At 37.4% G+C, this 22,418-nt stretch carries 26 protein-coding genes; 19 read left to right on the top strand and 7 right to left on the bottom strand.

All coding sequences use genetic code 11. From position 1 onward, the window contains the following. Positions 1–108 precede the first annotated feature (108 nt). From RMO03_RS08410 to rlmH, 9 genes are all read left to right on the top strand, one after another. Positions 109–837, top strand: coding sequence for a TIGR00730 family Rossman fold protein (locus RMO03_RS08410; protein WP_309641650.1), 729 nt, complete (start codon positions 109–111; stop codon positions 835–837). Positions 838–890: 53 nt separating this feature from the next. Next, positions 891–3,722: an aminopeptidase gene (locus RMO03_RS08415; RefSeq protein ID WP_309641651.1), complete on the top strand. Its 2,832-nt coding sequence runs from the start codon at positions 891–893 to the stop codon at positions 3,720–3,722. 175 nt (positions 3,723–3,897) lie between these two features. Then, the gene (locus RMO03_RS08420) at positions 3,898–6,300 is read left to right on the top strand and encodes a thiamine pyrophosphate-dependent enzyme (protein WP_309641652.1); all 2,403 of its coding nucleotides are present in this window, start codon (positions 3,898–3,900) and stop codon (positions 6,298–6,300) included. Positions 6,301–6,409: 109 nt separating this feature from the next. After that, the gene (locus tag RMO03_RS08425) at positions 6,410–6,946 is read left to right on the top strand and encodes a hypothetical protein (RefSeq protein WP_309641653.1); all 537 of its coding nucleotides are present in this window, start codon (positions 6,410–6,412) and stop codon (positions 6,944–6,946) included. Between the two features lie 192 nt (positions 6,947–7,138). Beyond that, positions 7,139–7,666 carry a hypothetical protein gene (locus tag RMO03_RS08430; protein WP_309641654.1) on the top strand — a complete coding sequence of 176 codons (528 nt, stop codon included), beginning with the start codon at positions 7,139–7,141 and terminating at the stop codon, positions 7,664–7,666. After that, the gene (locus tag RMO03_RS08435; protein ID WP_309641655.1) at positions 7,666–8,136 is read left to right on the top strand and encodes a nuclear transport factor 2 family protein; all 471 of its coding nucleotides are present in this window, start codon (positions 7,666–7,668) and stop codon (positions 8,134–8,136) included. Before RMO03_RS08430 ends, RMO03_RS08435 begins: the two co-directional genes overlap by 1 nt. Then, on the top strand, positions 8,133–8,582 hold the full coding sequence (locus tag RMO03_RS08440) for a GNAT family N-acetyltransferase (RefSeq protein ID WP_309641656.1): 450 nt from the start codon (positions 8,133–8,135) through the stop codon (positions 8,580–8,582). The genes RMO03_RS08435 and RMO03_RS08440 overlap by 4 nt, the downstream gene beginning before the upstream one ends. 66 nt (positions 8,583–8,648) lie before the next feature. Continuing rightward, a complete protein-coding gene (locus tag RMO03_RS08445; RefSeq protein WP_309641657.1) occupies positions 8,649–8,831 on the top strand; it encodes a hypothetical protein in 183 nt (60 codons plus the stop codon). Between the two features lie 3 nt (positions 8,832–8,834). After that, positions 8,835–9,308 carry a 23S rRNA (pseudouridine(1915)-N(3))-methyltransferase RlmH gene (gene rlmH, locus RMO03_RS08450; protein WP_309641658.1) on the top strand — a complete coding sequence of 158 codons (474 nt, stop codon included), beginning with the start codon at positions 8,835–8,837 and terminating at the stop codon, positions 9,306–9,308. A gap of 126 nt (positions 9,309–9,434) precedes the next feature. Here the strand turns inward: rlmH and folP are convergent, their stop codons facing one another. Further along, positions 9,435–10,259 carry a dihydropteroate synthase gene (gene folP / locus RMO03_RS08455; RefSeq protein ID WP_309641659.1) on the bottom strand — a complete coding sequence of 275 codons (825 nt, stop codon included), beginning with the start codon at positions 10,257–10,259 and terminating at the stop codon, positions 9,435–9,437. 115 nt (positions 10,260–10,374) lie between these two features. Between folP and RMO03_RS08460 the strand changes: the two genes are divergently transcribed. The 7 genes from RMO03_RS08460 to RMO03_RS08490 all read left to right on the top strand — a co-directional run bounded on the left by RMO03_RS08460 (position 10,375) and on the right by RMO03_RS08490 (position 14,984). Beyond that, positions 10,375–10,917, top strand: a complete 543-nt coding sequence (locus RMO03_RS08460) for a DUF1599 domain-containing protein (protein ID WP_309641660.1) — start codon at positions 10,375–10,377, stop codon at positions 10,915–10,917. 43 nt (positions 10,918–10,960) lie between these two features. Next, positions 10,961–12,061 (top strand): BT_3928 family protein, encoded by a 1,101-nt coding sequence (locus RMO03_RS08465; RefSeq protein WP_309641661.1) that lies wholly within the window; start codon positions 10,961–10,963, stop codon positions 12,059–12,061. 13 nt (positions 12,062–12,074) lie between these two features. Further along, positions 12,075–12,416 carry a hypothetical protein gene (locus tag RMO03_RS08470; RefSeq protein WP_309641662.1) on the top strand — a complete coding sequence of 114 codons (342 nt, stop codon included), beginning with the start codon at positions 12,075–12,077 and terminating at the stop codon, positions 12,414–12,416. 114 nt (positions 12,417–12,530) lie between these two features. Then, positions 12,531–13,034, top strand: a complete 504-nt coding sequence (locus tag RMO03_RS08475; protein ID WP_309641663.1) for a TlpA disulfide reductase family protein — start codon at positions 12,531–12,533, stop codon at positions 13,032–13,034. Next, entirely contained in the window at positions 13,034–13,786 is a 753-nt protein-coding gene (gene tpiA, locus RMO03_RS08480) for a triose-phosphate isomerase (RefSeq protein WP_309641664.1), read from the top strand. The genes RMO03_RS08475 and tpiA overlap by 1 nt, the downstream gene beginning before the upstream one ends. Positions 13,787–13,856: 70 nt before the next feature. Continuing rightward, positions 13,857–14,690 carry a 50S ribosomal protein L11 methyltransferase gene (prmA, locus tag RMO03_RS08485; protein ID WP_309641665.1) on the top strand — a complete coding sequence of 278 codons (834 nt, stop codon included), beginning with the start codon at positions 13,857–13,859 and terminating at the stop codon, positions 14,688–14,690. 18 nt (positions 14,691–14,708) lie between these two features. Next, positions 14,709–14,984, top strand: coding sequence for an ATP-dependent Clp protease adaptor ClpS (locus RMO03_RS08490; RefSeq protein WP_309641666.1), 276 nt, complete (start codon positions 14,709–14,711; stop codon positions 14,982–14,984). Positions 14,985–15,215: 231 nt separating this feature from the next. On the opposite strand, the gene RMO03_RS08495 is transcribed toward RMO03_RS08490, so the two are convergent. Continuing rightward, positions 15,216–15,629: a DUF6691 family protein gene (locus tag RMO03_RS08495; protein ID WP_309641667.1), complete on the bottom strand. Its 414-nt coding sequence runs from the start codon at positions 15,627–15,629 to the stop codon at positions 15,216–15,218. Positions 15,630–15,631: 2 nt separating this feature from the next. Further along, positions 15,632–16,189 carry a YeeE/YedE thiosulfate transporter family protein gene (locus RMO03_RS08500; protein ID WP_309641668.1) on the bottom strand — a complete coding sequence of 186 codons (558 nt, stop codon included), beginning with the start codon at positions 16,187–16,189 and terminating at the stop codon, positions 15,632–15,634. A gap of 94 nt (positions 16,190–16,283) precedes the next feature. Here RMO03_RS08500 and RMO03_RS08505 point away from each other — a divergent pair, with 94 nt between their 5' ends. The 3 genes from RMO03_RS08505 to RMO03_RS08515 all read left to right on the top strand — a co-directional run bounded on the left by RMO03_RS08505 (position 16,284) and on the right by RMO03_RS08515 (position 18,116). Beyond that, a complete protein-coding gene (locus RMO03_RS08505) occupies positions 16,284–16,775 on the top strand; it encodes a DUF4199 domain-containing protein (protein WP_309641669.1) in 492 nt (163 codons plus the stop codon). Further along, the gene (locus RMO03_RS08510; RefSeq protein ID WP_309641670.1) at positions 16,765–17,214 is read left to right on the top strand and encodes a 2-dehydro-3-deoxyphosphooctonate aldolase; all 450 of its coding nucleotides are present in this window, start codon (positions 16,765–16,767) and stop codon (positions 17,212–17,214) included. The genes RMO03_RS08505 and RMO03_RS08510 overlap by 11 nt, the downstream gene beginning before the upstream one ends. Before the next feature lie 179 nt (positions 17,215–17,393). Next, entirely contained in the window at positions 17,394–18,116 is a 723-nt protein-coding gene (locus RMO03_RS08515) for a DUF4197 domain-containing protein (RefSeq protein WP_309641671.1), read from the top strand. 207 nt (positions 18,117–18,323) lie between these two features. Here the strand turns inward: RMO03_RS08515 and RMO03_RS08520 are convergent, their stop codons facing one another. From RMO03_RS08520 to prfA, 4 genes are all read right to left on the bottom strand, one after another. Next, the gene (locus RMO03_RS08520) at positions 18,324–19,106 is read right to left on the bottom strand and encodes an alpha/beta hydrolase (RefSeq protein ID WP_309641672.1); all 783 of its coding nucleotides are present in this window, start codon (positions 19,104–19,106) and stop codon (positions 18,324–18,326) included. 40 nt (positions 19,107–19,146) lie between these two features. Then, positions 19,147–19,941 carry a helical backbone metal receptor gene (locus RMO03_RS08525; protein WP_309641673.1) on the bottom strand — a complete coding sequence of 265 codons (795 nt, stop codon included), beginning with the start codon at positions 19,939–19,941 and terminating at the stop codon, positions 19,147–19,149. A 134-nt stretch (positions 19,942–20,075) separates the two neighbouring features. Further along, the gene (pyrF, locus tag RMO03_RS08530) at positions 20,076–20,894 is read right to left on the bottom strand and encodes an orotidine-5'-phosphate decarboxylase (RefSeq protein ID WP_309641674.1); all 819 of its coding nucleotides are present in this window, start codon (positions 20,892–20,894) and stop codon (positions 20,076–20,078) included. A gap of 246 nt (positions 20,895–21,140) precedes the next feature. After that, complete coding sequence (gene prfA / locus RMO03_RS08535; RefSeq protein WP_309641675.1) at positions 21,141–22,217, bottom strand: peptide chain release factor 1; 1,077 nt, start codon at positions 22,215–22,217, stop codon at positions 21,141–21,143. Between the last annotated feature and the right edge of the window lie 201 nt (positions 22,218–22,418).

Here is a 22,418-nt window from a genome sequence, read left to right on the forward strand (position 1 = left end):
GCCCTAGCCCGGATAGGAACGGTATCCTTTTGTGCCGGTGTTCGGCGCAAAAGATTTAGTGGATAGCCGGAAACAGCTCCTGAAAATATAAATTTAGATTACAAAAATATGAGATTAGAAGATTTTGACAATGATGAGGATAAAATCATTCAAGACAAACTAAAACAAAAAACATGGAATGAAATTCGTACCAATGACAGTTGGGCGATTTTTAAAATCATGGCGGAATTTGTGAATGGTTACGAAAGTATGGGACGTATTGGTCCGTGTGTATCGATTTTTGGTTCAGCGCGCACGAAACCTGAAGATCCGTTTTATTTGTTGGCGGAAAAAATTGCTTTCAAAATCAGTAAAGCCGGTTATGGCGTTATTACTGGTGGCGGTCCAGGAATCATGGAAGCGAGCAACAAAGGCGCGCATTTCGGTGGCGGAACTTCTGTAGGTTTGAATATCGAATTGCCTTTTGAGCAGCATTACAATCCGTATATCGACCGTGATAAGAATCTGAATTTCGATTATTTCTTTGTACGTAAAGTAATGTTCGTAAAATATTCTCAAGGTTTTGTAGTAATGCCTGGTGGTTTCGGAACTTTAGACGAAATGTTTGAAGCGATTACGTTAATTCAAACTAAAAAAATTGCCAAGTTTCCTATCATCTTAGTCGGTACCGCTTTTTGGTCAGGCTTGATTGATTGGGTAAAGACAGTATTGGTGGAACGAGAAAAAACAGTTAGCGAAAAAGACCTAGACTTGTTTAAAATCGTAGATACTGAAGATGAAGTCTTGGATGTGCTTGATAAATTCTATAAAAAATACGACTTGAGTCCAAATTTTTAGTACTATTTTGCATTTGATTTCGTTATGAAAATCACCAATTTGAACAAAAATAATTGAAATCATTCCTTAAAATTGTATTGTATTCGCTGCTGTTGCTGACTTCATGGCGGCAGTTTGCGCAGCATACCTCAAAGTTGACTGTGACGCTCGATGTGAAAACCAATACACTTCAAGTAGTTCAGGAACTCACCTATTTCAATCAAACGAATGATACGATTGGGTCTTTAATTTTAAACGATTGGAACAATGCGTATTCGGATAGAAATTCTCTTTTAGGGCAACGATTTTCGGATGAATTTGTGCGTAGTTTTCATTTTGCGCAAGAGAAAGAACGTGGCAATACCAATTCCATTTCAATAAATGATGCGCAAAACACAGTATTGACATGGCATCGACCGGAAAATCAAATCGACTTGATTGAAATTCCATTGCAAGAAAAAATCCTGCCGTTTGAAAAGAAAATTTTTCACCTTACCTACTCCGTTAAAATTCCAAGCAATCGCTTTACCCGATATGGTTATGACGACAAAAAAGGTTTCGTTTTAAAGCAATGGTTTTTAAGTCCGGCGCGCTATGAAAACCATCAATTTGTCAAGTATAGCAATGCCGATTTGGATGATGTAGCGAATGGCCTTTGCGATTATGAATTGGCGATAGCTGTTCCGAATGAGTATCAATTGAATTCCGATTTGAATGAGATTGGTAAAGTCAAAACGGATGCACAAACTACATTCACTCTAGCAGGAAAACAACGCACGGATTTTAGTTTATACATCGAACCTAAATCGAGATTTTACAGTTACAAAAACGATCAGGTAGAAGTTGTTACAAACTTAAAAGACAACAACTTAAATGATATTCAAAAAGCATTATTGATCGATAGAATTGTGACCTATGTTGGTGACGATATTGGAAAATATCCTTATGAAAAAATCACGGTTTCTGAAGTAGATTATGAGCGAAATCCGTATTATGGACTCAATCAATTGCCAGCTTTTATTAATGTTTTTCAGGATGAATTTGTGTATGAACTCAAATTTTTGAAAACGTATTTGAATAATTATTTAAAGAACGCGATGCACTTAGATCCGAGAAAAGACCAATGGGTTTACGACGGTATTCAAGTGTATATGATGATGCGTTATATCGATGAATACCGACCGGAAATGAAAATGATGGGCGGTTTGTCGAAACTTAAAATATTGAAAAGTTTTAATATCATCAATCAAGATTTTAACGAGCAATACAGCTATTATTACCTGCTTATGGCACGTAAAAATCTCGATCAACCTTTGAACAATTCGAAAGAAACATTAATTCGATTTAATGAAAAAATCGCTTCTAAATACAGAGCTGGCTTAAGTTTTAAATATTTAGATCATTATTTGGATGAGCAAATTGTTCCCAAAACCATTCAATATTTTTATGCTTCCAATGCCAACCAATTGCGCTCTTCGAAAGACTTTGAAAACCTAATCAAAGCGCAAACGCCGAAAGACATTGATTGGTTTTTTAAGTCCGTTATCAATACACGCGACATTATCGACTATACGTTTGGGAAAGCTTCCAAAACCAAAGACAGCGTTACGTTTACCATTAAAAACAAAACGGGAACCACCGTGCCGATTGCTGTTTATGGCATCAAAGACAAGCAAATCGTATTCAAAAAATGGTTTGAAAATGTTAGAAAAGACAGCACTTTTACTGTCGAAAGACACGATGCTGACAAGATAGTTTTGAATTACAACAACGAAGTTCCTGAATTCAACAGAAGAAATAATTGGAAATCACTGCATCGTTTTTTGGGCAACAATCGACCTTATAAGTTTACCTTTTTCAAAGATTTAGAAGAACCGAATGCCAATCAGATTGTGTTCGTGCCGTCGATCACGTATAATTACTACGATGGCTTGGCACCCGGAATCCGTTTTCACAATAAAACTTTATTGGCAAAACCATTCAATTATGATGTGAATCCGGTTTATTCGCCCAATACGGGTTCATTGCGCGGTCTTTCGTCGTTGGCGTTCAACCAATACATTCGCGATAGCCGTTTGTACTACATACGCTATGGTTTGAGCAGTTCCTATTTTAATTATGCGCCCGATGCTTCCTATTTTAAAATCAATCCCAACATTACTTTGAATATACGCGACAACGACATTCGGAAAAATGATAGGCAAGCGTTAGTTTTTAAATACAATGTCGTTCAAAAGCAAGAAACCCAATACATCACTGACAACAAGCTCGAAAACTATTCGGTGTTTGGTTTTAAATACATCAACAGCAAGCAGGAATTGGTGAATTATTTCAATTTTATGACCGATACGCAGCTTTCGAATACGTTTGGAAAAATGTCGAGTGAAATTCAGTATCGAAGGTTATTCAATAACAATCGTCAGATTAATTTCCGTTTGTATGCCGGTGCGTTTTTATACAACAAAAGTAGTAATTCGAATGCTTTTGATTTCGGATTGTACAACATCAATGATTATTTATTCGAACAAGAATTGCTCGGAAGGTCAGAAAAAACAGGTGTTTTCAGTCAACAATTTATTTTGGGTGAAGGTGGATTTAAATCGAAAGTAATGCCGACTTACATCAACAAATGGCTCGTTACAACCAATATGAGTTTCAATGTTTGGAATTGGATTGAAGTCTACGGCGATTTGGGATTGGTAAAAAACAGCGCCATCAAAGAAAAATGGGTTTATGACAGCGGTATTCGATTGAATTTAGTTCCTGATTATTTTGAATTTTATTTTCCAGTTTATTCCAACAATGGCTGGGAAATTTCGCAAACGCAATACAGCGAAAAAATCAGAATTGTACTCACACTCGACCCAAGAGTTTTGGTCAATTTGTTTACAAGAAAATGGTTTTAAGAATTAATTTCGTGCTGATTTCATAATCGATTTTAATTTTCATTGCATTATAGTCAATATCAACGTCTGATTTTATTCTAAGTTTGACAATATCGAAACCATATATTTTTTGAAGCAACATCAAAACAAAGACTTTTTTAATTAAATTTGTTTTCCAAAGTAACAAAATCACTTTATGACACAAGTTGAAACCAGTCCGGTACTCTCTTTTGAAGACTTCAAAAAAGAAGTGCTGAGCGATTATAAAATTGCCATCATCAGTAGAGAATGCAGCCTTCTTGGCCGACGAGAAGTGTTAACCGGAAAAGCCAAATTCGGAATCTTCGGCGATGGGAAAGAAATACCACAATTGGCCATGGCAAAAGCGTTTAGAAATGGTGATTTCCGTTCAGGTTATTATCGTGATCAGACGTTTATGATGGCGATTGGTGAACTCAACATCGAGCAGTTTTTTGCGGGTTTGTATGGTCATACGGATATCAATTTTGATCCGATGTCGGCAGGAAGACAAATGGGCGGACACTTCGCTACCAAAAGCGTTAACGAAGATGGTTCATGGAAAAACCTAACACAACAAAAAAATTCAAGTGCTGATATTTCTCCAACTGCAGGCCAAATGCCGCGACTGTTGGGATTGGCACAAGCATCAAAAATATACCGCAATGTTGCCGGAATTGATACTTCCAATTTCTCTGTAAATGGTAATGAAGTAGCTTGGGGAACGATTGGTAACGCGAGCACTTCCGAGGGTTTATTTTTCGAAACGATCAATGCCGCCGGTGTCATGCAAGTGCCTATGATTATTAGTGTTTGGGATGATGAATATGGAATTTCCGTACATGCGAAACACCAAACTACAAAAGAAAATATCTCTGAAATTTTAAAAGGTTTTCAACGCGATGAAGACAACAACGGTTATGAAATCCTTTGCGTAAAAGGTTGGGATTATGCTGATTTGGTGGCCACTTTTGAAAGAGCTTCACAAATAGCGCGTGAAGAACACGTACCCGTTTTGATACACGTTATCGAATTGACGCAACCGCAAGGCCATTCGACTTCAGGTTCACACGAACGTTATAAAGATGCCGATCGATTGGAATGGGAAAGCGATTTCGATTGCATCAAACAAATGAAATCTTGGATGGTAACCTACAATATCGCCACAGAAGAAGAACTTGATGCGATTGATGCCAATGCTAAGAAAGAAGTTTTAGAAGGAAAAAAAACGGCTTGGAATGCGTACTTAAATCCAATCAAAAGTGAGCAAAAAGAAGCTTGCGATTTGTTGGAATCGATTGCAAACACTAGCGACAACAAAGTATTTATTCAGAAATATGCAGACGAATTAAAAGAAATCAAAGAACCCAATCGAAAAGATATATTGGTAGCGGCGCGAAAAGTGTTGCGCATGATTTCGAACGAAAACAGTAAACCAACATTATCGAAATGGATTGCGGATTACTTAAATAAAATTCAACCTAAATTCAGTTCACACTTATTTTCAACTTCAGATAAAAATGTTTTTTCAGTAAAAGAAGTATTGCCAACTTATGACCAAAGTGCTGAAGATGCCGACGGCAGAATGATTTTGAGAGATAATTTCGATGCGATTTTTACGAAATATCCCGAAGTTTTGGTTTTTGGTGAAGATGCTGGAAATATCGGCGATGTCAACCAAGGACTTGATGGTATGCAGGAAAAATATGGTGAACTACGCGTTGCCGATGTTGGAATACGTGAAGCCACAATCTTAGGTCAAGGTATTGGAATGGCATTGCGCGGATTGCGCCCGATTGCTGAAATTCAATATTTAGATTATTTGCTGTACGCGATTCAAATCATGAGCGACGATTTGGCAACTTTACAATACCGAACATTAGGAAATCAAAAAGCACCATTGATTATCAGAACACGCGGACATCGTTTGGAAGGTATTTGGCATTCGGGTTCACCGATGGGAATGATTCTGAATGCGTTGCGCGGTATTCATGTTTTGGTGCCTAGAAATATGACCAAAGCTGCTGGTTTTTACAATGCTTTGTTAGAAACCGATGAACCTGCTTTAATTATAGAATGCCTAAACGGTTATCGTTTGAAAGAAAAAATGCCCACCAATTTAGGTGCATTCAAAACGCCAATCGGTGTTGTGGAAACAATCAAAGAAGGAACCGATATTACGCTAGTTTCCTACGGATCAACGTTGCGTTTGGTAGAACAAGCGGCTAAAGAATTGCTCGAAAAAGGCATCGATTGTGAGATTATCGATATTCAATCGTTGTTGCCTTTTGATGTCAATCATGATATTGTCAAAAGCATTGCGAAAACAAATCGACTTTTAGTGATTGATGAAGACGTGCCTGGTGGCGCTTCTGCATTCATCATGCAACATATTCTGGAAGTGCAAAATGCGTATGATTATTTAGACAGTAAACCGCAAACGTTGACGTCTAAAGAGCATCGTCCGGCTTACGGAACCGATGGCGATTATTTTTCAAAACCATCTGTGGAAGATATTTATGAAAAAGTCTATGCGATGATGAGTGAGATGAACCCGAAGCAATATCCGACTTTATATTAAGTCAACGATATTTTAAATCCCATTCGAAAGTTTGGGGTTTATTTTTTGCGACAAATTCCAATAAAAAAGCCGTAATACCGTTTATAGTTTGAACCTAAAATGGAAGTCTATGAAAAATATACTGCTTTTATTGACTTTGTGTTTTTTAATCGGATGCAAATCTAAAAAGAACGCTGTTGCCAAAACGGAATCAACCGCTAAGATTGAAAGAATAGCTGATGCAAAAATCGATGAAGCACAGCGAGACAAAACTACTGCTTTGGGCAAACAAATCTTGATGACTTGCAATACTTCGAAATTCAAACCATTAACAGAAAATGAAGCCACACCCGAAGTCAGAAAAAATATGACGATTGAGCGATTGACGAAAACCTGTTTAAAGTTCAAGTTGAAATATGGTGATTTTAGAGATTTAAAATTCGTCGAAGCCTATCAAAACAAACCCAATAAAACAATCGTCTATCGTTATAAAGCTTTGTATGAAAAGAAAATCGCGAATAAAGAATTGCGAATTACGGTCAATGAAGAAAATCAAATTTCAGCCGTAAATTCGAAAGATTGGAAAGATGATTTTTTGAAAGCTGAAGCGAAGCCCGACAATAAAGTAAAACCTGATTCCAAAACAAAATCTGAAGCTAAAAAATAAACTTTATTTCCTTATTTTGTAGTTATCTCCACAGGAAAATAGGTCGATTGACCATTAGGCTTCACGCATCAAATTATAAATTTAAGTTATAATATTGGTGGATTCGTGGCTAAAAATATTCTTTTTATAAATTTGAAACAGAAATTGCGAAAGCACATTATTTAAAAGAAGAATAAAACCACTAATGAATTCATGATTAAAAAAACGATCCTTTTCTGTTGCTGTCTGATATCGTCGCTTTTGTGTGGACAAGAAACCATGACGGTATATGCGAAGTCCTATGCAGCAACACCTACTTGGAATTTTATTTGTGAAAACTACGCTTATTCAGGCACTACCCTAGTGCAAATTGCCAAAACGGAAAAAGGCGGTTTATTCAAAATAGTGGTCGAAACCAACGACAGATCTTTCGCCATTGCCGGAACCCTTTATGTTGATTTGATTGACACGAGTACAATTGTTTGCACCGATAAAAACATTCGCGAAACCAATGGCAATCAAATCATTTCCTATTATACTTTAACTGCTGCAGAAATGAATCGTTTGAAAAAAACTGAAATTCAATCTGTTCGATATTCCATCAAAGGCAAAAACAACAAGTTTTCTAGTCAAACCGGCTATTTCACCGCCATCAATAAAAAAACGTATTTTGCAACGGCGCATGATAACTCTAAAAAAAGTTATGAAACCGATGCTGCTATTGCTGAATTATACCATTAATGATGAATGACAATAATCTACTTATAGAAAAATTCTACACCGCTTTTGCCAATCAAGATGCGGAAACTATGTCGCGTTGTTATCACAATGAAGTGCTGTTTGAAGATCCGGTTTTTGGAAAACTCCATTATGAAAAAGTAACTTCAATGTGGAAAATGCTTATCGAACGCAGCAAAGGGAATTTAAAAATTGAACTCTCAGATATCAAAAGTAATGCGTATTCGGGTTCAGCGACATGGGTAGCCACTTACCTATTCAGCAAAACCAATCGCAATGTTATTAATAAAATTCACGCTACTTTTGAATTTAAAGATGGTTTGATTGTCAAGCATACCGATACTTTCGATTTGTGGAAATGGTCGAAACAAGCTTTCGGATTTAAAGGTTTAGTATTAGGCTGGACGCCATTTATGCAACATAAAATACAACAACAAGCCCAACTGAGTTTGGATCAATACGCAAAAAAATGATTTATAGAGAAGCTGTCATTGCTGATATTCCGCAGATTATGAAGGTTCGCCTTGCGGTGAAAGAAAACACATTGTCAAATCCGGCTTTGGTTACTAATGAAGATTGTGTCGAATTTATAACAGAACGTGGTAAAGGTTGGGTTTGTGAAATCGACAAGGCTATTGTTGGTTTTTCGATTGTAGATTTAAAGGATAATAACATTTGGGCTTTGTTCATCGATCCCGATTATGAGAAAAAAGGTATCGGAAGACAACTTCACGATAGGATGCTCCATTGGTATTTCGATCAGACAAAAACGACTGTTTGGTTGGGAACAGCGCCAAAATCACGAGCGGAAAATTTCTATAGAATAGCGGGTTGGAAAGCCATCGGAACACATGGAAAAGGCGAAATTAAATTCGAAATGACTTTTGAAAACTGGCGTACTCAAAATGTCAATGAATAACAATTTAAGAGAAATCTAAGATAGGTTCATAAAATTCTTTACTACATTTGATTAAATTGAATTGCAATGAACACTAAAAAAAGAAAAATATTACTGACCGTTTTGCTGCTACTTTCGCTAGGAAATTATGGTCGTATGAAAGGAACCGAAGATATTCGAACCGTTGAATTTCTTTCTATTTTTGCCGTTGGAGCACTATCCGCGTTATTGGTTCGAGAAATTTTTGGAAAAGAAAGCGACGACGAATAATTTATGAATATCAAACTCATCGCCATCGGCAAAACCGATCACAACAACCTACAACTTTTGATTGACGAATATCAAAAGCGATTGTCGTTCTACATCAAATTCGATTTGGAAATCATTCCCGATATCAAAAACGTAAAAAATCTTTCTGAAACACAGCAAAAAGAAAAAGAAGGCGAATTGATTTTAGCCAAAATAACACCAACCGATCAATTGATTTTATTGGATGAAAATGGAAAAACCTTTTCAAGTATTGATTTTGCTGCAGAATTGCAAAAGAAAATGAATTCAGGAATAAAAACTTTAGTATTCGCAATTGGTGGTCCGTATGGTTTTTCATCGGAAGTGTATGCCAAAGCACAAGGCAAAATTTCGCTTTCATCAATGACTTTTTCACATCAAATGGTGCGGTTGTTTTTTGTAGAACAACTTTATCGCGGGTTTACGATTTTGAGAAATGAACCGTATCATCATCAATAATTTTTAGATTGTAAGAACGTAAGATTTTAGGATTTTAAGATTCGTGCTTTAGAAAAGTATATCAACTCTAATTGAATCTTTTTTTCTTACAATCTTACAGTCTTACAATCTTAAAATCTTATAGTCTTACAGTCTAATTTTCTCAAACAACTTCACACTTTCAATCGCTTCTTTTACATCGTGAACTCTTAGAATATTGGCTCCTTTTGATAGCGCTATAGTATTCAAAACTGTCGTGCCATTTAAAGCTCCATCTGCATTCGAATCTAAGACTTTATACACCATCGATTTTCTCGAAACACCAACCAAGATTGGCAATTCCAATGCTTGAAATAATTCTAATTTTTGCAATACTTCATAATTTTGATCGAGTGTTTTGGCAAAACCGAAACCTGGATCCACAATCAAATCATTGATTCCGAAACTGCGAGCGAGTGCTACTTTTTCAGAAAAATACAACAACATTTCTTTAACGATATTGTCGTATTGCGCCAAGGAAGTCATAGTTTGTGGCGTGCCTTTCATGTGCATCATCACATACGGAACTTGATACTGCGCGATGGTTTGCATCATTTTTTCATCAAGATTTCCGGCGGAAATATCATTAATCAAAGCAGCTCCGTGATCCAGTGAAATTTTTGCGACTTCACTTCGAAAAGTATCAATAGAAAGCAATGTTTCAGGAAAGTGTTTTAAAATCGATTGCACCACAGGAATTAATCTTTCAAGTTCTTCTTCTGGAGTCACTAAAGTTGCATTGGGCTTGCTCGAATAGGCACCCAAATCGATGAAATTTGCACCTTCTGAAAGCATTTTTTCCACTTGTTTTAAAATCTCTTTTTCCGTAACATATTGACCGCCATCGAAAAAAGAATTCGGCGTTACATTCAAAATACCCATGACCTTTGGCGTGGTTAAATCGATGAGTTGACCGAGGCAATTAATTGTCATTGTTATTCGTTTAAAGTGGACAAACATTCAAAAAAAAAAACTATTTTTGACGCGAAGCCTTGAGGCAGAATCGTGCAAAGTAAAAAAAATTGAATACAAATATACTGCAATAATAATGAAGAATACGGCACAAGAATACGATACTATCATTGCGATTTGTCGGACGCTTTTTATCAATAAAATGAAGGATTACGGAAGCGCTTGGCGCATTTTGAGATTACCTTCTTTAACCGATCAAATTTTCATCAAAGCACAGCGTATTCGAAGTTTGCAGGAAAATGAAGTACGCAAAATTGACGAAGATGAAAAAGGAGAATTTATCGGCATCATCAATTATTCGATTATGGCTTTGATTCAACTGGAATTGGGCGTTGCGGATCAACCCGATTTGAATACCGAAAAAGCAACAACCTTATACGATGCAAAAATTAAAATCACCAAAGATTTAATGGAAGCTAAAAATCACGATTATGGTGAAGCTTGGCGTGAGATGAGAATCAGTTCGCTGACCGATTTAATTTTACAAAAACTACTGCGCGTCAAACAAATTGAAGATAATAAAGGCAAAACCGTTGTATCAGAAGGGATCGATGCGAATTATCAAGACATGATTAATTACGCTGTTTTCGCTTTGATTTTGATGAAAAATGCCGATTAATTTTTATAAATAACGTTATATTTACGACTGCAAATACAAACTTATGAAAAACGTATTGGTTCAATTTTCAAGAATTTTTGTTGGATTATTATTTATCATTTCGGGTTTAATCAAACTCAACGATCCGGTTGGATTTTCGTATAAACTCGCGGAATATTTCGGAGAAACCGTATTGAATTTACCGATATTCATTCCATTCTCACTAGCCATTGCGGTATTTATTGTCATTTTTGAAACGGTCTTGGGTTTTATGTTGCTCATCGGTTTCAAACCAAAATTTACGATTTGGAGTTTGCTGTTGATGATTGTGTTTTTTACATTCCTTACTTTCTATTCCGCCTATTCCAATAAAGTAACCGATTGTGGTTGCTTCGGTGATGCTTTAAAACTCACACCTTGGCAATCGTTTACTAAGGATGTTGTTTTGCTATTTTTCATTTTGATTTTATTCTTGAATATCAAAAAAGTAAAACCGCTTTTCAATGCGAATTTCCGCAATGCGTTGGTAAGTTTGACGGTTGTTTTATGTGCTTTTATGGGTTATTGGGTTTTGTATCATTTGCCTTTGAAAGATTTCAGAGCCTATAAAGTAGGAACGAATATTCAAAAAGCAATGGAAGTTCCGGAAGGTGCACCAAAGTCTGTGGTGGAAATGGTTTTTGTATACAAAGTCAATGGCGTCAACAAAAACTTCACTGAAAAAGATTTGATGAATATACCCGCAGGTGCCACATTCGTTGAGCGAATCGACCACGTCATTTCCGAGGGTTACAAACCGCCAATCCACGATTTTTCGATGGAATTAGACGGTTCAGATTATAAAGACGAATTGCTTCAAGAGCCTAAATTACTTATGTTTGTAGCTTATGACTTAGCCAAATCCGATAAAAAAGGCATGGAAATTTTAGAAGGAATCCATCAGAAAGCCAAAGCCAAAGGCTATAAAGTAATTGCGATGACCGCTTCAGGTGCGGCAGAAATTGCAAAAGCAAAAAAAGATTTCGGATATACTTTTGATTTTTATTTTTGCGATGGAACAACACTCAAAACTATCGAAAGAGCCAATCCAAGTATCGTGATTTTAAAGAAAGGAACGATCATGCAAAAAGTTCATTATAACGATAGCGCACTTTTAAATTTATAAATTACTCACAACGATGGCTGAAAATAGTACCACACAAAAAAGAAGTCAAAGCAGAATAAGCGTTGAAAGATCAAAAAGAGAAAGAAAAAGCAGAAACAATAGAATTATTTTATTTTCTATAGTGGCATTTTGGGTAGGATATTATATTTTAAATTATGTCGCAGCATTAGAAAAACCACCCATTGGAGCCACCTTCAATATCGTTTTAGGATGCACTATTATTGCCGTTTCTATACTCATTCTTTTATACACTATAAAAAAACAGTATTTTCCTAAAAAAAGAAAAAGAACAAAACACATCTTTCTTGATGATCTCTATGATAACGAAAAAAATCCAAAAGAAACTAACGAATAATTTATCTTTTGAATTGCCTCATTTTCAATCAAAAATTGAAGTTGAAAAATCATAACATTATTTTATGATTGTTTCTTCGTGTGATGCTTAAATTTGCCCATTAAAACTTTACTTATGAAAAAAATATTGACTTCAGCAATTGTTATCATTGCTTGTATTGCAACATTTTCGTTTACCAATAAACAACCCGGATTTTCAAAAGAAGCTTTAAATGAAAAGTTGCTAAGTGCAAATGATGCCCAGGTTTCCTTTCAAGAAGTGCTCTCAAAACACCAAGGAAAAATCCTAGTAATCGAATGTTGGGCTTCGTGGTGCGGCGATTGCGTCAAAGCAATGCCAAAAATGAAAGCACTACAAACTGATAATCCAAACGTCGATTATGTTTTTATTTCTATGGATAAAACCGCTGATAAATGGAAAGCCGGCATCGAGAGACACGAACTCAAAGGCGATCATTATATGGCCAATGACGGTATGAAAGGTGTTTTTGGAACTGCCATCAATCTCGATTGGATTCCACGTTACATCATCGTCGATAAAAAAGGAAAAATCGTAGTGTATCGCGCCATAGAAACAGACTTTGATAAAATAAAATCGACTTTAAAATCCCTAAAATAATGAGACAAAACATCGTCGCCGGAAACTGGAAAATGAACAAAAATGCAGAGCAAACCGAAGATTTACTCAACGCATTAATCGATAAATTGCCAACTGACAAATCGGTTGAAATTATTGTCGCCCCAACTTTTATCAACCTCGCTTCAGCCGTAGATCATTTAGAATTTACCAATATTGGCGTGGCGGCGCAGAACATGCATCAAGACGAAAGTGGCGCATTCACTGGAGAAATTTCGGCTGATATGCTCAAAAGTATTGGTGTAAACACTGTGATACTAGGGCATTCTGAGCGACGTGCGATTTTCCATGAAACTGATGCGATTATTGCTGATAAAGTCGATAAAGCCTTGCAACATCAAATGCGCGTGATTTTTTGCTTCGGTGAAGAACTCAAAGACCGCCAAAGCAACCAACATTTTAATATCGTTGAGAACCAATTGCGCGACGGTTTATTTCATCTAGACAAGGCCGCTTGGGAAAGTATCGTACTCGCTTACGAACCCGTATGGGCTATCGGAACCGGGGAAACGGCAAGCCCGGAACAAGCACAAGAAATGCACGAATTTATCAGAGAAATTGTTCTAAAAACATACGGAAGCGATATTGCGGAAGATGTTTCAATCTTGTATGGTGGCAGCGTAAAACCCGATAATGCCAAAGAGATTTTTTCAAAACCTGATGTCGATGGCGGATTGATTGGTGGAGCAGCTTTGAAAGCGGAAGATTTTGCTGCGATTGTTAGTGCTATCTAAAACATAAAAATTACTATTATTAATAGAGATTTGACAACATTCAAGTCTCTGTTTTTTTTAAATAAATACCATGTCAAACGTCTATTTAGGTTACCATTTCACCATCGAGCCCAAAGAATTAGGTTCAGAAATTCTGATTGCCGAATTGGGTGAATTGCCTTTTGAAAGTTTCGTTGAAAGCGAATTTGGCGTCACGGCTTACATTCAAAAACAATTGTGGTACGAAACCATTTTAGAAGATTTATTTCTGTTGAATTCTCCTCAATTTACGATTTCCTACACGATTGAAGAAATCGAGCAAGTCAATTGGAATGAAGAATGGGAAAAGAATTTCGAACCTATCGATGTAGACGGAAAATGTCATGTTCGTGCACCATTTCATCCAAAAACCAATGCCGAATTCGACATTGTCATCGAACCTAAAATGAGCTTCGGAACTGGTCATCACGAAACCACACACATGATGATTCAACATTTGCTCGAAACCGATGTGACCGCAATGAAAGCTTTAGATATGGGTTGTGGTACCGCAATTCTAGCGATTTTAGCGGAAATGAAAGGCGCACAACCTATCGATGCGATTGATATTGACAATTGGTGTTATTTAAATTCCATCGAAAATGCAGAACGCAATAACTGTCATCACATCACAGTTTACGAAGGCGACGCGGCTTTGTTGACGGATCAGAAATACAACCTAATTATTGCCAACATCAACCGCAATATTCTGCTCACTGATATGCAAAGTTATGTGAATTGCCTGCTGCCAAATGGTATCCTTTTACTCAGCGGGTTTTACGAAGAAGACATTCCGTTTATCGATGCATCATGCACGGAAAAAGGATTGACATTTGTGAAAAAATTCCAAAGAAACAATTGGGTTTCATTGAAATACGTAAATTAGCACTACAAAATTTCGGACATGGCCACCATAGAAAAAACACAACAGGAAACCTCGGTCTTAGAAGCCGTCGGTGTCAATAATGAAATCGTTTTGTATAACGATGATATGAACACTTTTGATCACGTCATCGATACATTAATTCGGGTTTGCAAACATACTTCAGAGCAAGCCGAACAATGTGCGATATTGGTACATTATAAAGGAAAATGCACGGTGAAAACTGGTTCGTTTGATGAATTGAAACCGCAATGTACTAGTTTATTAGAAGCGGGTTTGAGTGCAGAAATTATTTAGGTTGTTGTTTTTTAGAAGCTAATTACTTCGTCAGTTCGCTCTTTAGGAGCTCGGGTCCCGCTATCATTCCAATCTTGTCATTGCGAGCTTGCGAGGCAATCTCCCAATGCCAAGGATTTTCCCTTCTATCGGGGCTAGGCAATCCGTAAACTTTGGGAATTAGTTATATAAAATCCAAAGCGAAGCGTGTCTAAAGCCCATAGGGCGTGTCCAAAGCGAAGCGTGTCTATATTAATGCGGCAAATGATCCTTCACCAACCCATAAATAAAAGTGCCCAACAAAGCACCAATCAAGATTAAAATTACCGGTAGAAATCCTGCACCAAGAAGTATAAAAATCGGTCCAGGGCAAGCGCCTACCAACGCCCAACCCAATCCGAAAAACAAACCGCCAATCCAATAGCGGAACGAGCCTTTTTCTTTATCGGCAATTGTAATGACCTCACCATCGGAATTTTTGATTTGCTTTCTTTTGATGATTTGCAACCCAATCACACCGGTGGCAATAGCGACCATGATAATGCCATACATATGAAACGATTGAAATTGGAACATTTCATAAATCCGATACCACGAAACGGCTTCTGATTTTGTGAGTACAATGCCAAATATAAAACCTACGAGAATAAATCTTAGTGTCTTCATCATTAAAAAATTAAAGGGAAAATAAAATGCGCCATGATGAGTCCACCAACAAAAAATCCGATGACTGCTTTGAGCGATTGGCGTTGTAAATTACTCATTCCTGCAATTGCGTGACCTGATGTGCAACCGCCAGCATAGCGTGAACCGAAGCCAATCAACAAACCACCGATGAGCAATATTAAAATCATTTTTGGCGATTCGAATGCAGTCATTGAAAACATAGCGTCAGGCAATAATTTACCGTTGGGTGCGTCGATATGCATCGCTTGCAATTGCGCTATGGTTTGCGGATTGATATCGACATTCGACGGGTCGCTCATAAAATGCACAGCTACAAAACCGCCTATCATCGCGCCTAAAATAACCATCAAATTCCAATATTGTGATTTCACATCGAAGCGGAAAAACTCAGCAAACTTACCACCACCGGCTAATGTGCATAAGCTTCGTAGGTTTGAAGACATACCGAAAACTTTTCCAAAATAGTTGAGCGTTAGCATGATGATTCCGATTAGAAAACCGGTAATCGCCCAATGCCAAGTATGAAATAGAAAATCCATAGGTTTTGTTTTTTACAAATTTAATAATTCAATTGATTTATAAGCTTAAATATAAATAAACTAGTATTTTTGATTCAAAATTGACAAAAATTTTATGAAGAAGTTTTCGATAGAAATCCGGTGGGCCATTCAGTTCAGCATCTTCACTTTGGTTTGGATGATTATAGAAAAAAGTGTTGGACTGCACGACCAATACATCGCCAAGCAAGCAATATACACCAATTTGTTTGCGATTATTGCCATTACGATTTATGTGTTGGCGTTGCTCGACAAGAAAAAAAATTACTACCAAGGCAAAATGGATTGGAAGCAAGGATTCCTTTGCGGATTGGTGCTGTCTTTTGTGATTGCGGTTTTGAGTCCAATGGTGCAGTATATCACCTTCACTTATATTACGCCCAATTTCTTTGCGAAGATTACTGAATATGCCGTTTCGCATAAGATTCAAACCCAAGCACAAGCTGAAACTTTTTTCAGTATGAAAAGCTATATTTTGCAAGGAATTTTTGGTGCTTTATCGATGGGTGTAATAACTGCGGCTTTGGTTGCGTTAGTAGTAAAAACAAAAGACACTAATGAAAAGTAAATTTTTAATATTCGTTTTGTTTTCGATGTTGTGTTCGTGTGTAAGCACCAAATCGACATTGAAAAATGTGGATGATCATGCGCTGATTCCTAAACTCAATTCTAACAATGTTTTTGTGATTACGGAATACAGCAAAGATTCGAAGTATGGTTATGACAAAGATTATCCTATTAATGTTTTTTATAAAAATACCAAAGACGAAAATAGCAATCAAGAGCGGTATTTGAATGCTTTGGCCGGGCCGAAAGGCGAAACCATCACTTATAAAAAAGTAGAAACTTGTTGTCCGTTTCCTACTAAAAACATTGAAATTGGTGTCGGTTTGATTGATGTCTATGAAATTACTTGGTCAGGTCAGGCAACACCTATTCGATTGCATTTGAATTATTTTGAAAGAGGTGCTTTGATGGTTCCTGTGGGCTTGACTTTGAAAAAATAGTTGTTAGTAACAAATTGCCCTAGCCCCGATAGAAGGGAAAATCCTTGACATTGCGCCGTAAGCATTAAACAGATTGCTTCACTCCGTTCGCAATGACAAGATTGGAATGATAGCGGGAAACAGCTCCTCACCCTCCGATTGCGCTCAAGGAAACAAATTAGTAAAAAACTTAAAATATTATGAAAAAAATAGTGTTCCTTTTTCTTTTCATTCCTTTCTTTGGAATGGCGCAAGATTGGCAGGATATTTTGAATCAAGTGAAAGACCAACTCAATAAGGTGAATACAGCCGGAACTGTTGATATTGCAGGCGGTTTGAAGGAAGCGTTGAACAATGGCATCACCAAACAAGTGACGAAACTTACGGCGACCGATGGTTTTTATAGAAATGACATGGTGAAGATTTTGTTGCCTGCAGAATTGCAAAAAGTGGATAAGACCTTGCGAAAAATGGGTATGAGTAAATTGGCGGACAGTGGTATCAGATCGTTGAATCGTGCGGCCGAAGATGCAGTGAAAGAAGCCACTCCAATTTTTGTAACAGCGATTAAAGACATGTCGTTTTCCGATGCGAAGTCGATACTTTTGGGTAAAGAAACAGCGGCGACGGATTATTTGAAAGGTTCAACTTCGACTGCTTTGTATGCGAAGTTTAGTCCCGTAGTACAGCAATCGATTGGAAAAGTGGGTGCGGATAAAATTTGGGCATCGATTATCAAGAAATACAATACGATTCCGATGGTTTCTAAAGTCAATCCTGACATTACAGATTATGTGACGAACAAATCGATGGATGGTGTTTTTAAGATGATTTCGGTCGAAGAAAAAGATATCAGAACGAATTTGAATTCGAGAACTTCAGATTTATTGAAAAAGGTTTTTGCGATGCAGGATAAGAAATAGGGTTGAATCGAAAGAACAAATCCACGGTTAAACGATTACACGATTCAACTTTTTCAAACCTTAACACAACTTCAACAAATTAATAACATAGGTTTAACTACGATGCTGCATTAATAACCTGACATTTGTAATGTAATAAAAGGTTTTTATTATTTTGGTTTAGAGTTAGTTTAATAGGAAAGTCACGTTTTACGACGTGGCTTTTTTTTATGCAATAGTTTGAAGGAATGTGATTGCGTTTTGGTTGAAAATGGACGATTGTTCTACATTGACTACGTGACCGCATTGCGCTACTACCAATAGTTTGGAAGATTGATGCGCTTTGACAACTTTTCGAATCGATGGCAAAAACATATAATCCTCATTGCCCATGATGTAAAGTGTCGGAATATTCAACGTAGTTTGTCGGAACTTTTTTAGAATTGGGTTGATTTCGGTGGTGAGTTGATACCACTTCATAAACTCTTTTTGGCACAATTTCTTAGCTTCATTGATGAACAGCAATCGTGATTGTTTGTGGTTGTTTTTGGGCATAATCACAAAGGCAAAAAAGGTATAAAGCCACAGATATGGCAAAACATATTGAAACAGACTTCCAAGTTTCATTAGTATTTGGGAACGGAAATTCATTTTCAAAATAGCACCGCCTAGAATCATACTTTGCACGCGTTGTGGGTTGGTTTCAGCGAATTGACGGATTAAAATGGTGCCCAGAGATATGCCTACGAAATGTGATTTTTGGATTTTCAAATGATCTAAAACTTCAAGAATATCGTTGGCTAAGAATGGAAAAGTGTAGTGTTTTGGAACAAATTCATTCACATCAACTTTTGAATTGCCATGTCCGCGCAAATCTAATAACAACACATTATAATGCTTTTGAAAGTCGCGAATTTGTTTGAACCAAATCGAGGAACTTCCACCAGCACCATGCACAAAAGTGACCCATTGGCTGCTTGATTGGTTTTGGTATAAAGTGTAATGAATCAATTTTGTTTTTTATAAATGTAGGAAGAAAGAAAATAGCGCATTAGAGTTTGTGGTGTAGTTGTTTGAAGTATGAAAATGCTTTAAGCAATCGACTGCCGTACCAAGAGAACATTTCTCCGTCGACGAAAATGGTTTTGGCGTGGTGTGTATAGCGGCCTATTTCGAAGGCATCTTCGTCTTGAAACGGGAATGGCTCTGATGATAAAAGCACTAAATCAGGATCGCCTTCGAGACGCATTCTTCGGATGTCAACTTCGGGGTAACGGCCTTTGTCTGTGTAGATGTTTTGAAAATGATTCAACTTTAAAATTTCATTGATGTAATTATCAGAACCCGCAACCATATATGGGTTTTTCCAAATATAATAAGCTACTTTTTGAATCGGTTTGTCTTTGATGAATGCTTTGAAATCTTCCAGCGCAAAAGCGAGTTTATCATTCCACTTTTGGGCTTCTGTGCGGCAATTAAACAGTTGCCCGAAGTCCGTAATCATTTGGAAATTGTCTTCTATAGTGCGAATATCTGTTACCCAAACTGGGCATATTTTTTTTAGTTCATCTACAATTTCAAGGGTATTTTCTTCTTTATTACAAATGATGATGTCGGGTTGCAATAATTTGATTTTTTCAAAATGAATTCTCTTGGTGCCACCAACTATTTTTTTGGTGGATTTAAAATGAAAAGGGTGCACACAGAATTTCGTAATCCCAATGATGGAAGCTTCCAGTCCCAATTCGAAAAGCAGTTCGGTTTGTGAAGGCACGAGTGAAATGATTCTTTTTGGGGAAGATTCGAAGGTGTGTTGGGTTCCGATTTGGTCTGTGAGTGTTTTCATTTTTTTTACCGCAAGGAGCGCTAAGGTTTACGCAAAGTTCACTAAGATTTATGGCTCGCAAAGTCGCAGAGACGCAAAGTTTAAATTATAATTCTACTCAAGGTTTTCTTTGCGCCTTTGCGTCTTTGCGAGATTTATTTTCTGTTTAATATTTCCTGCATTTCGCTTTGAATTTTCAGTGCTTCTTCCCTAGCCTTTGGCGCGAAATTACCTCCATTCGATGCGTAGATGATCGCACGTGAAGAATTGATTAACAATCCAATAACAGCATTTATTCCATACTTGCAAACTTCAGATAAACTGCCGCCTTGTGCTCCAACTCCGGGAACCAACAAGAAATTATCGGGAACAATTTTTCGGATTTCGGCGAAGTATTCTGCTTTGGTAGCACCCACAACATACATCAGATTTTGGGCGTTTTTCCAGGTTTTGGAAGTTTCTAGAACTTGCTTATAAAGTTCTTTTCCATCAACATTTAAAGTCTGGAAATCGAAAGCACCTTCGTTGGATGTTAACGCCAAAAGTATGGTGTGTTTGTTTTCGAAAGCGAGAAAAGGTTCGACGGAATCTTTGCCCATATAAGGCGCAACGGTTATCGAATCGAAGTTTAAATCTTCGAGAAATGCTTTGGCGTACATCGAAGAAGTGTTTCCAATATCACCGCGTTTGGCATCGGCTATGGTGAAAATTTCGGGATACTTTTCGTTGATATAATTAATGGTTTTTTGTAATGATTGCCAGCCTTTAATTCCGTAGGCTTCGTAGAAAGCCGTGTTGGGTTTGTAGGCTACTGCTAAATCATGGGTAGCATCGATTATGGCTTTGTTGAATTCGAAAATCGGATCTTCGAGTTGTAGTAAATGCTGTGGAATTTTCGTCAAATCGACATCTAGACCTATGCAGAGAAAGGATTTTTTGAAGTGGATTTGTTCGGTGAGTTCAGTTGTTGTCATTTTGAGTTGCTGAGTGGCTAAGTTAAGGAAAGGTTTTTGGCTCGCCAAGACGCTGAGGCGCAAAGTTAGGAAAAAGGTGGTTTAGAATTCAATTGCCCTAACCCCGATTGCAACGGTATCCTTTTGTGGCGGTGTTTACTTCGTCAGTTCGCCAAGGCTCGGGTGACACAAAAGATTTAGTGGATAGCGGGATTAGCTCCTAAAAAAAATGCCACACTTTAAAACGTATGGCATTGGCATTTTCTATTAAAAAACCTCGCTGGCTTCTTTGAGTTTTTCCATGTTGTTGACCAATTGCAATTCATCTACAATCTTTTGAATATCGCCATTCATGATGTTTCCTAAATCGTATAACGTCAAGCCTACGCGGTGATCAGTGACACGACCTTGCGCGTAATTGTAGGTGCGAATTTTCGCTGAACGGTCGCCTGAACTAACCTGCGACGTTCTTTTCGTAGCATCTTCTTCTTGCTTTTTCGCCAATTCCTGTTCGTATAAACGCGAACGTAAAACCGTCAAGGCTTTGTCTTTGTTCTTATGCTGGGATTTCTGATCCTGACATTGGGCTACCAATCCAGTTGGAATGTGCGTCAAACGAACAGCCGATTTTGTAGTATTTACCGATTGTCCGCCTGGTCCTGAGGAACAGAAAAAATCAACACGAACGTCATTCATATCAATTTGCACGTCGAATTCTTCAGCTTCGGGTAAAACCATAACCGTTGCAGCAGAAGTGTGTACTCGACCTTGCGTTTCGGTTTGCGGTACACGTTGTACGCGATGTACGCCCGCTTCAAATTTTAAGGTTCCGTAAACATCTTCGCCGGTCACTTCAAAAATAACTTCTTTGAAACCACCGGAAGTACCTTCATTCATATCAACCACAGAAGTTCTCCAGCCACGACCTTCGCAATATTTGGTATACATTCTAAACAAATCACCTGCGAAAATACTGGCTTCATCGCCTCCGGTTCCGGCACGAATCTCGACCATGACGTCTTTAGCATCTTCGGCATCTTTTGGAATCAACATGAATTTGATTTCTTCTTCGAGTTCGGGCAAACGTTGTTTGGCTTCTTCGAGTTGCATTTTAGCCATTTCTACCATTTCTGCGTCGCTGCCATCGGCAATGATTTCGTTGGCTTCTTCGATATTGCCTGCTAAATTCACGTATTCATCGCGCTTTTCTGCTAAGGCTTTTAAGTCTTTGTATTCTTTATTGAGTTGCACATAACGCTTTTGATCGGCAATCACATCGGGTTGAATAATCAAATCCGAGATCTCGTCGAAGCGCTGTTTTACTATTTGCAGTCTGTCTAACATGTCTAATTTTCCTTTTTTTGGTGTGCAAATTTAAGCAAAAATATTGTAGTTTTTTGAATTTCGATTTGAGATTTTTTTAGGAGCTAATCCGGCTATACAATGCAATCTTTTGCGCCAAACAATGGCACAAAAGGATTTCCTTTTCTATCCGGGCTATTGGCATTTTTTTCCTAATATTGTATCATCAAAAATTGAAAAATA

Origin of the sequence: Flavobacterium sp., from assembly GCF_031411595.1 — a bacterium.
Taxonomy (GTDB): domain Bacteria; phylum Bacteroidota; class Bacteroidia; order Flavobacteriales; family Flavobacteriaceae; genus Flavobacterium.

Excerpts from the sequence above, each read along its gene's own strand:
- RMO03_RS08410 (WP_309641650.1), top strand. The coding sequence starts at position 109 with ATGAGATTAGAAGATTTTGACAATGATGAGGATAAAATCATTCAAGAC.
- RMO03_RS08420 (WP_309641652.1), top strand. The coding sequence starts at position 3,898 with ATGACACAAGTTGAAACCAGTCCGGTACTCTCTTTTGAAGACTTCAAA.
- RMO03_RS08425 (WP_309641653.1), top strand. The coding sequence starts at position 6,410 with ATGAAAAATATACTGCTTTTATTGACTTTGTGTTTTTTAATCGGATGC.
- RMO03_RS08430 (WP_309641654.1), top strand. The coding sequence starts at position 7,139 with ATGATTAAAAAAACGATCCTTTTCTGTTGCTGTCTGATATCGTCGCTT.
- RMO03_RS08435 (WP_309641655.1), top strand. The coding sequence starts at position 7,666 with ATGATGAATGACAATAATCTACTTATAGAAAAATTCTACACCGCTTTT.
- RMO03_RS08440 (WP_309641656.1), top strand. The coding sequence starts at position 8,133 with ATGATTTATAGAGAAGCTGTCATTGCTGATATTCCGCAGATTATGAAG.
- RMO03_RS08445 (WP_309641657.1), top strand. The coding sequence starts at position 8,649 with ATGAACACTAAAAAAAGAAAAATATTACTGACCGTTTTGCTGCTACTT.
- rlmH (WP_309641658.1), top strand. The coding sequence starts at position 8,835 with ATGAATATCAAACTCATCGCCATCGGCAAAACCGATCACAACAACCTA.
- folP (WP_309641659.1), bottom strand. The coding sequence starts at position 10,259 with ATGACAATTAATTGCCTCGGTCAACTCATCGATTTAACCACGCCAAAG.
- RMO03_RS08460 (WP_309641660.1), top strand. The coding sequence starts at position 10,375 with ATGAAGAATACGGCACAAGAATACGATACTATCATTGCGATTTGTCGG.
- RMO03_RS08465 (WP_309641661.1), top strand. The coding sequence starts at position 10,961 with ATGAAAAACGTATTGGTTCAATTTTCAAGAATTTTTGTTGGATTATTA.
- RMO03_RS08470 (WP_309641662.1), top strand. The coding sequence starts at position 12,075 with ATGGCTGAAAATAGTACCACACAAAAAAGAAGTCAAAGCAGAATAAGC.
- RMO03_RS08475 (WP_309641663.1), top strand. The coding sequence starts at position 12,531 with ATGAAAAAAATATTGACTTCAGCAATTGTTATCATTGCTTGTATTGCA.
- tpiA (WP_309641664.1), top strand. The coding sequence starts at position 13,034 with ATGAGACAAAACATCGTCGCCGGAAACTGGAAAATGAACAAAAATGCA.
- prmA (WP_309641665.1), top strand. The coding sequence starts at position 13,857 with ATGTCAAACGTCTATTTAGGTTACCATTTCACCATCGAGCCCAAAGAA.
- RMO03_RS08490 (WP_309641666.1), top strand. The coding sequence starts at position 14,709 with ATGGCCACCATAGAAAAAACACAACAGGAAACCTCGGTCTTAGAAGCC.
- RMO03_RS08495 (WP_309641667.1), bottom strand. The coding sequence starts at position 15,629 with ATGAAGACACTAAGATTTATTCTCGTAGGTTTTATATTTGGCATTGTA.
- RMO03_RS08500 (WP_309641668.1), bottom strand. The coding sequence starts at position 16,189 with ATGGATTTTCTATTTCATACTTGGCATTGGGCGATTACCGGTTTTCTA.
- RMO03_RS08505 (WP_309641669.1), top strand. The coding sequence starts at position 16,284 with ATGAAGAAGTTTTCGATAGAAATCCGGTGGGCCATTCAGTTCAGCATC.
- RMO03_RS08510 (WP_309641670.1), top strand. The coding sequence starts at position 16,765 with ATGAAAAGTAAATTTTTAATATTCGTTTTGTTTTCGATGTTGTGTTCG.
- RMO03_RS08515 (WP_309641671.1), top strand. The coding sequence starts at position 17,394 with ATGAAAAAAATAGTGTTCCTTTTTCTTTTCATTCCTTTCTTTGGAATG.
- RMO03_RS08525 (WP_309641673.1), bottom strand. The coding sequence starts at position 19,941 with ATGAAAACACTCACAGACCAAATCGGAACCCAACACACCTTCGAATCT.
- pyrF (WP_309641674.1), bottom strand. The coding sequence starts at position 20,894 with ATGACAACAACTGAACTCACCGAACAAATCCACTTCAAAAAATCCTTT.
- prfA (WP_309641675.1), bottom strand. The coding sequence starts at position 22,217 with ATGTTAGACAGACTGCAAATAGTAAAACAGCGCTTCGACGAGATCTCG.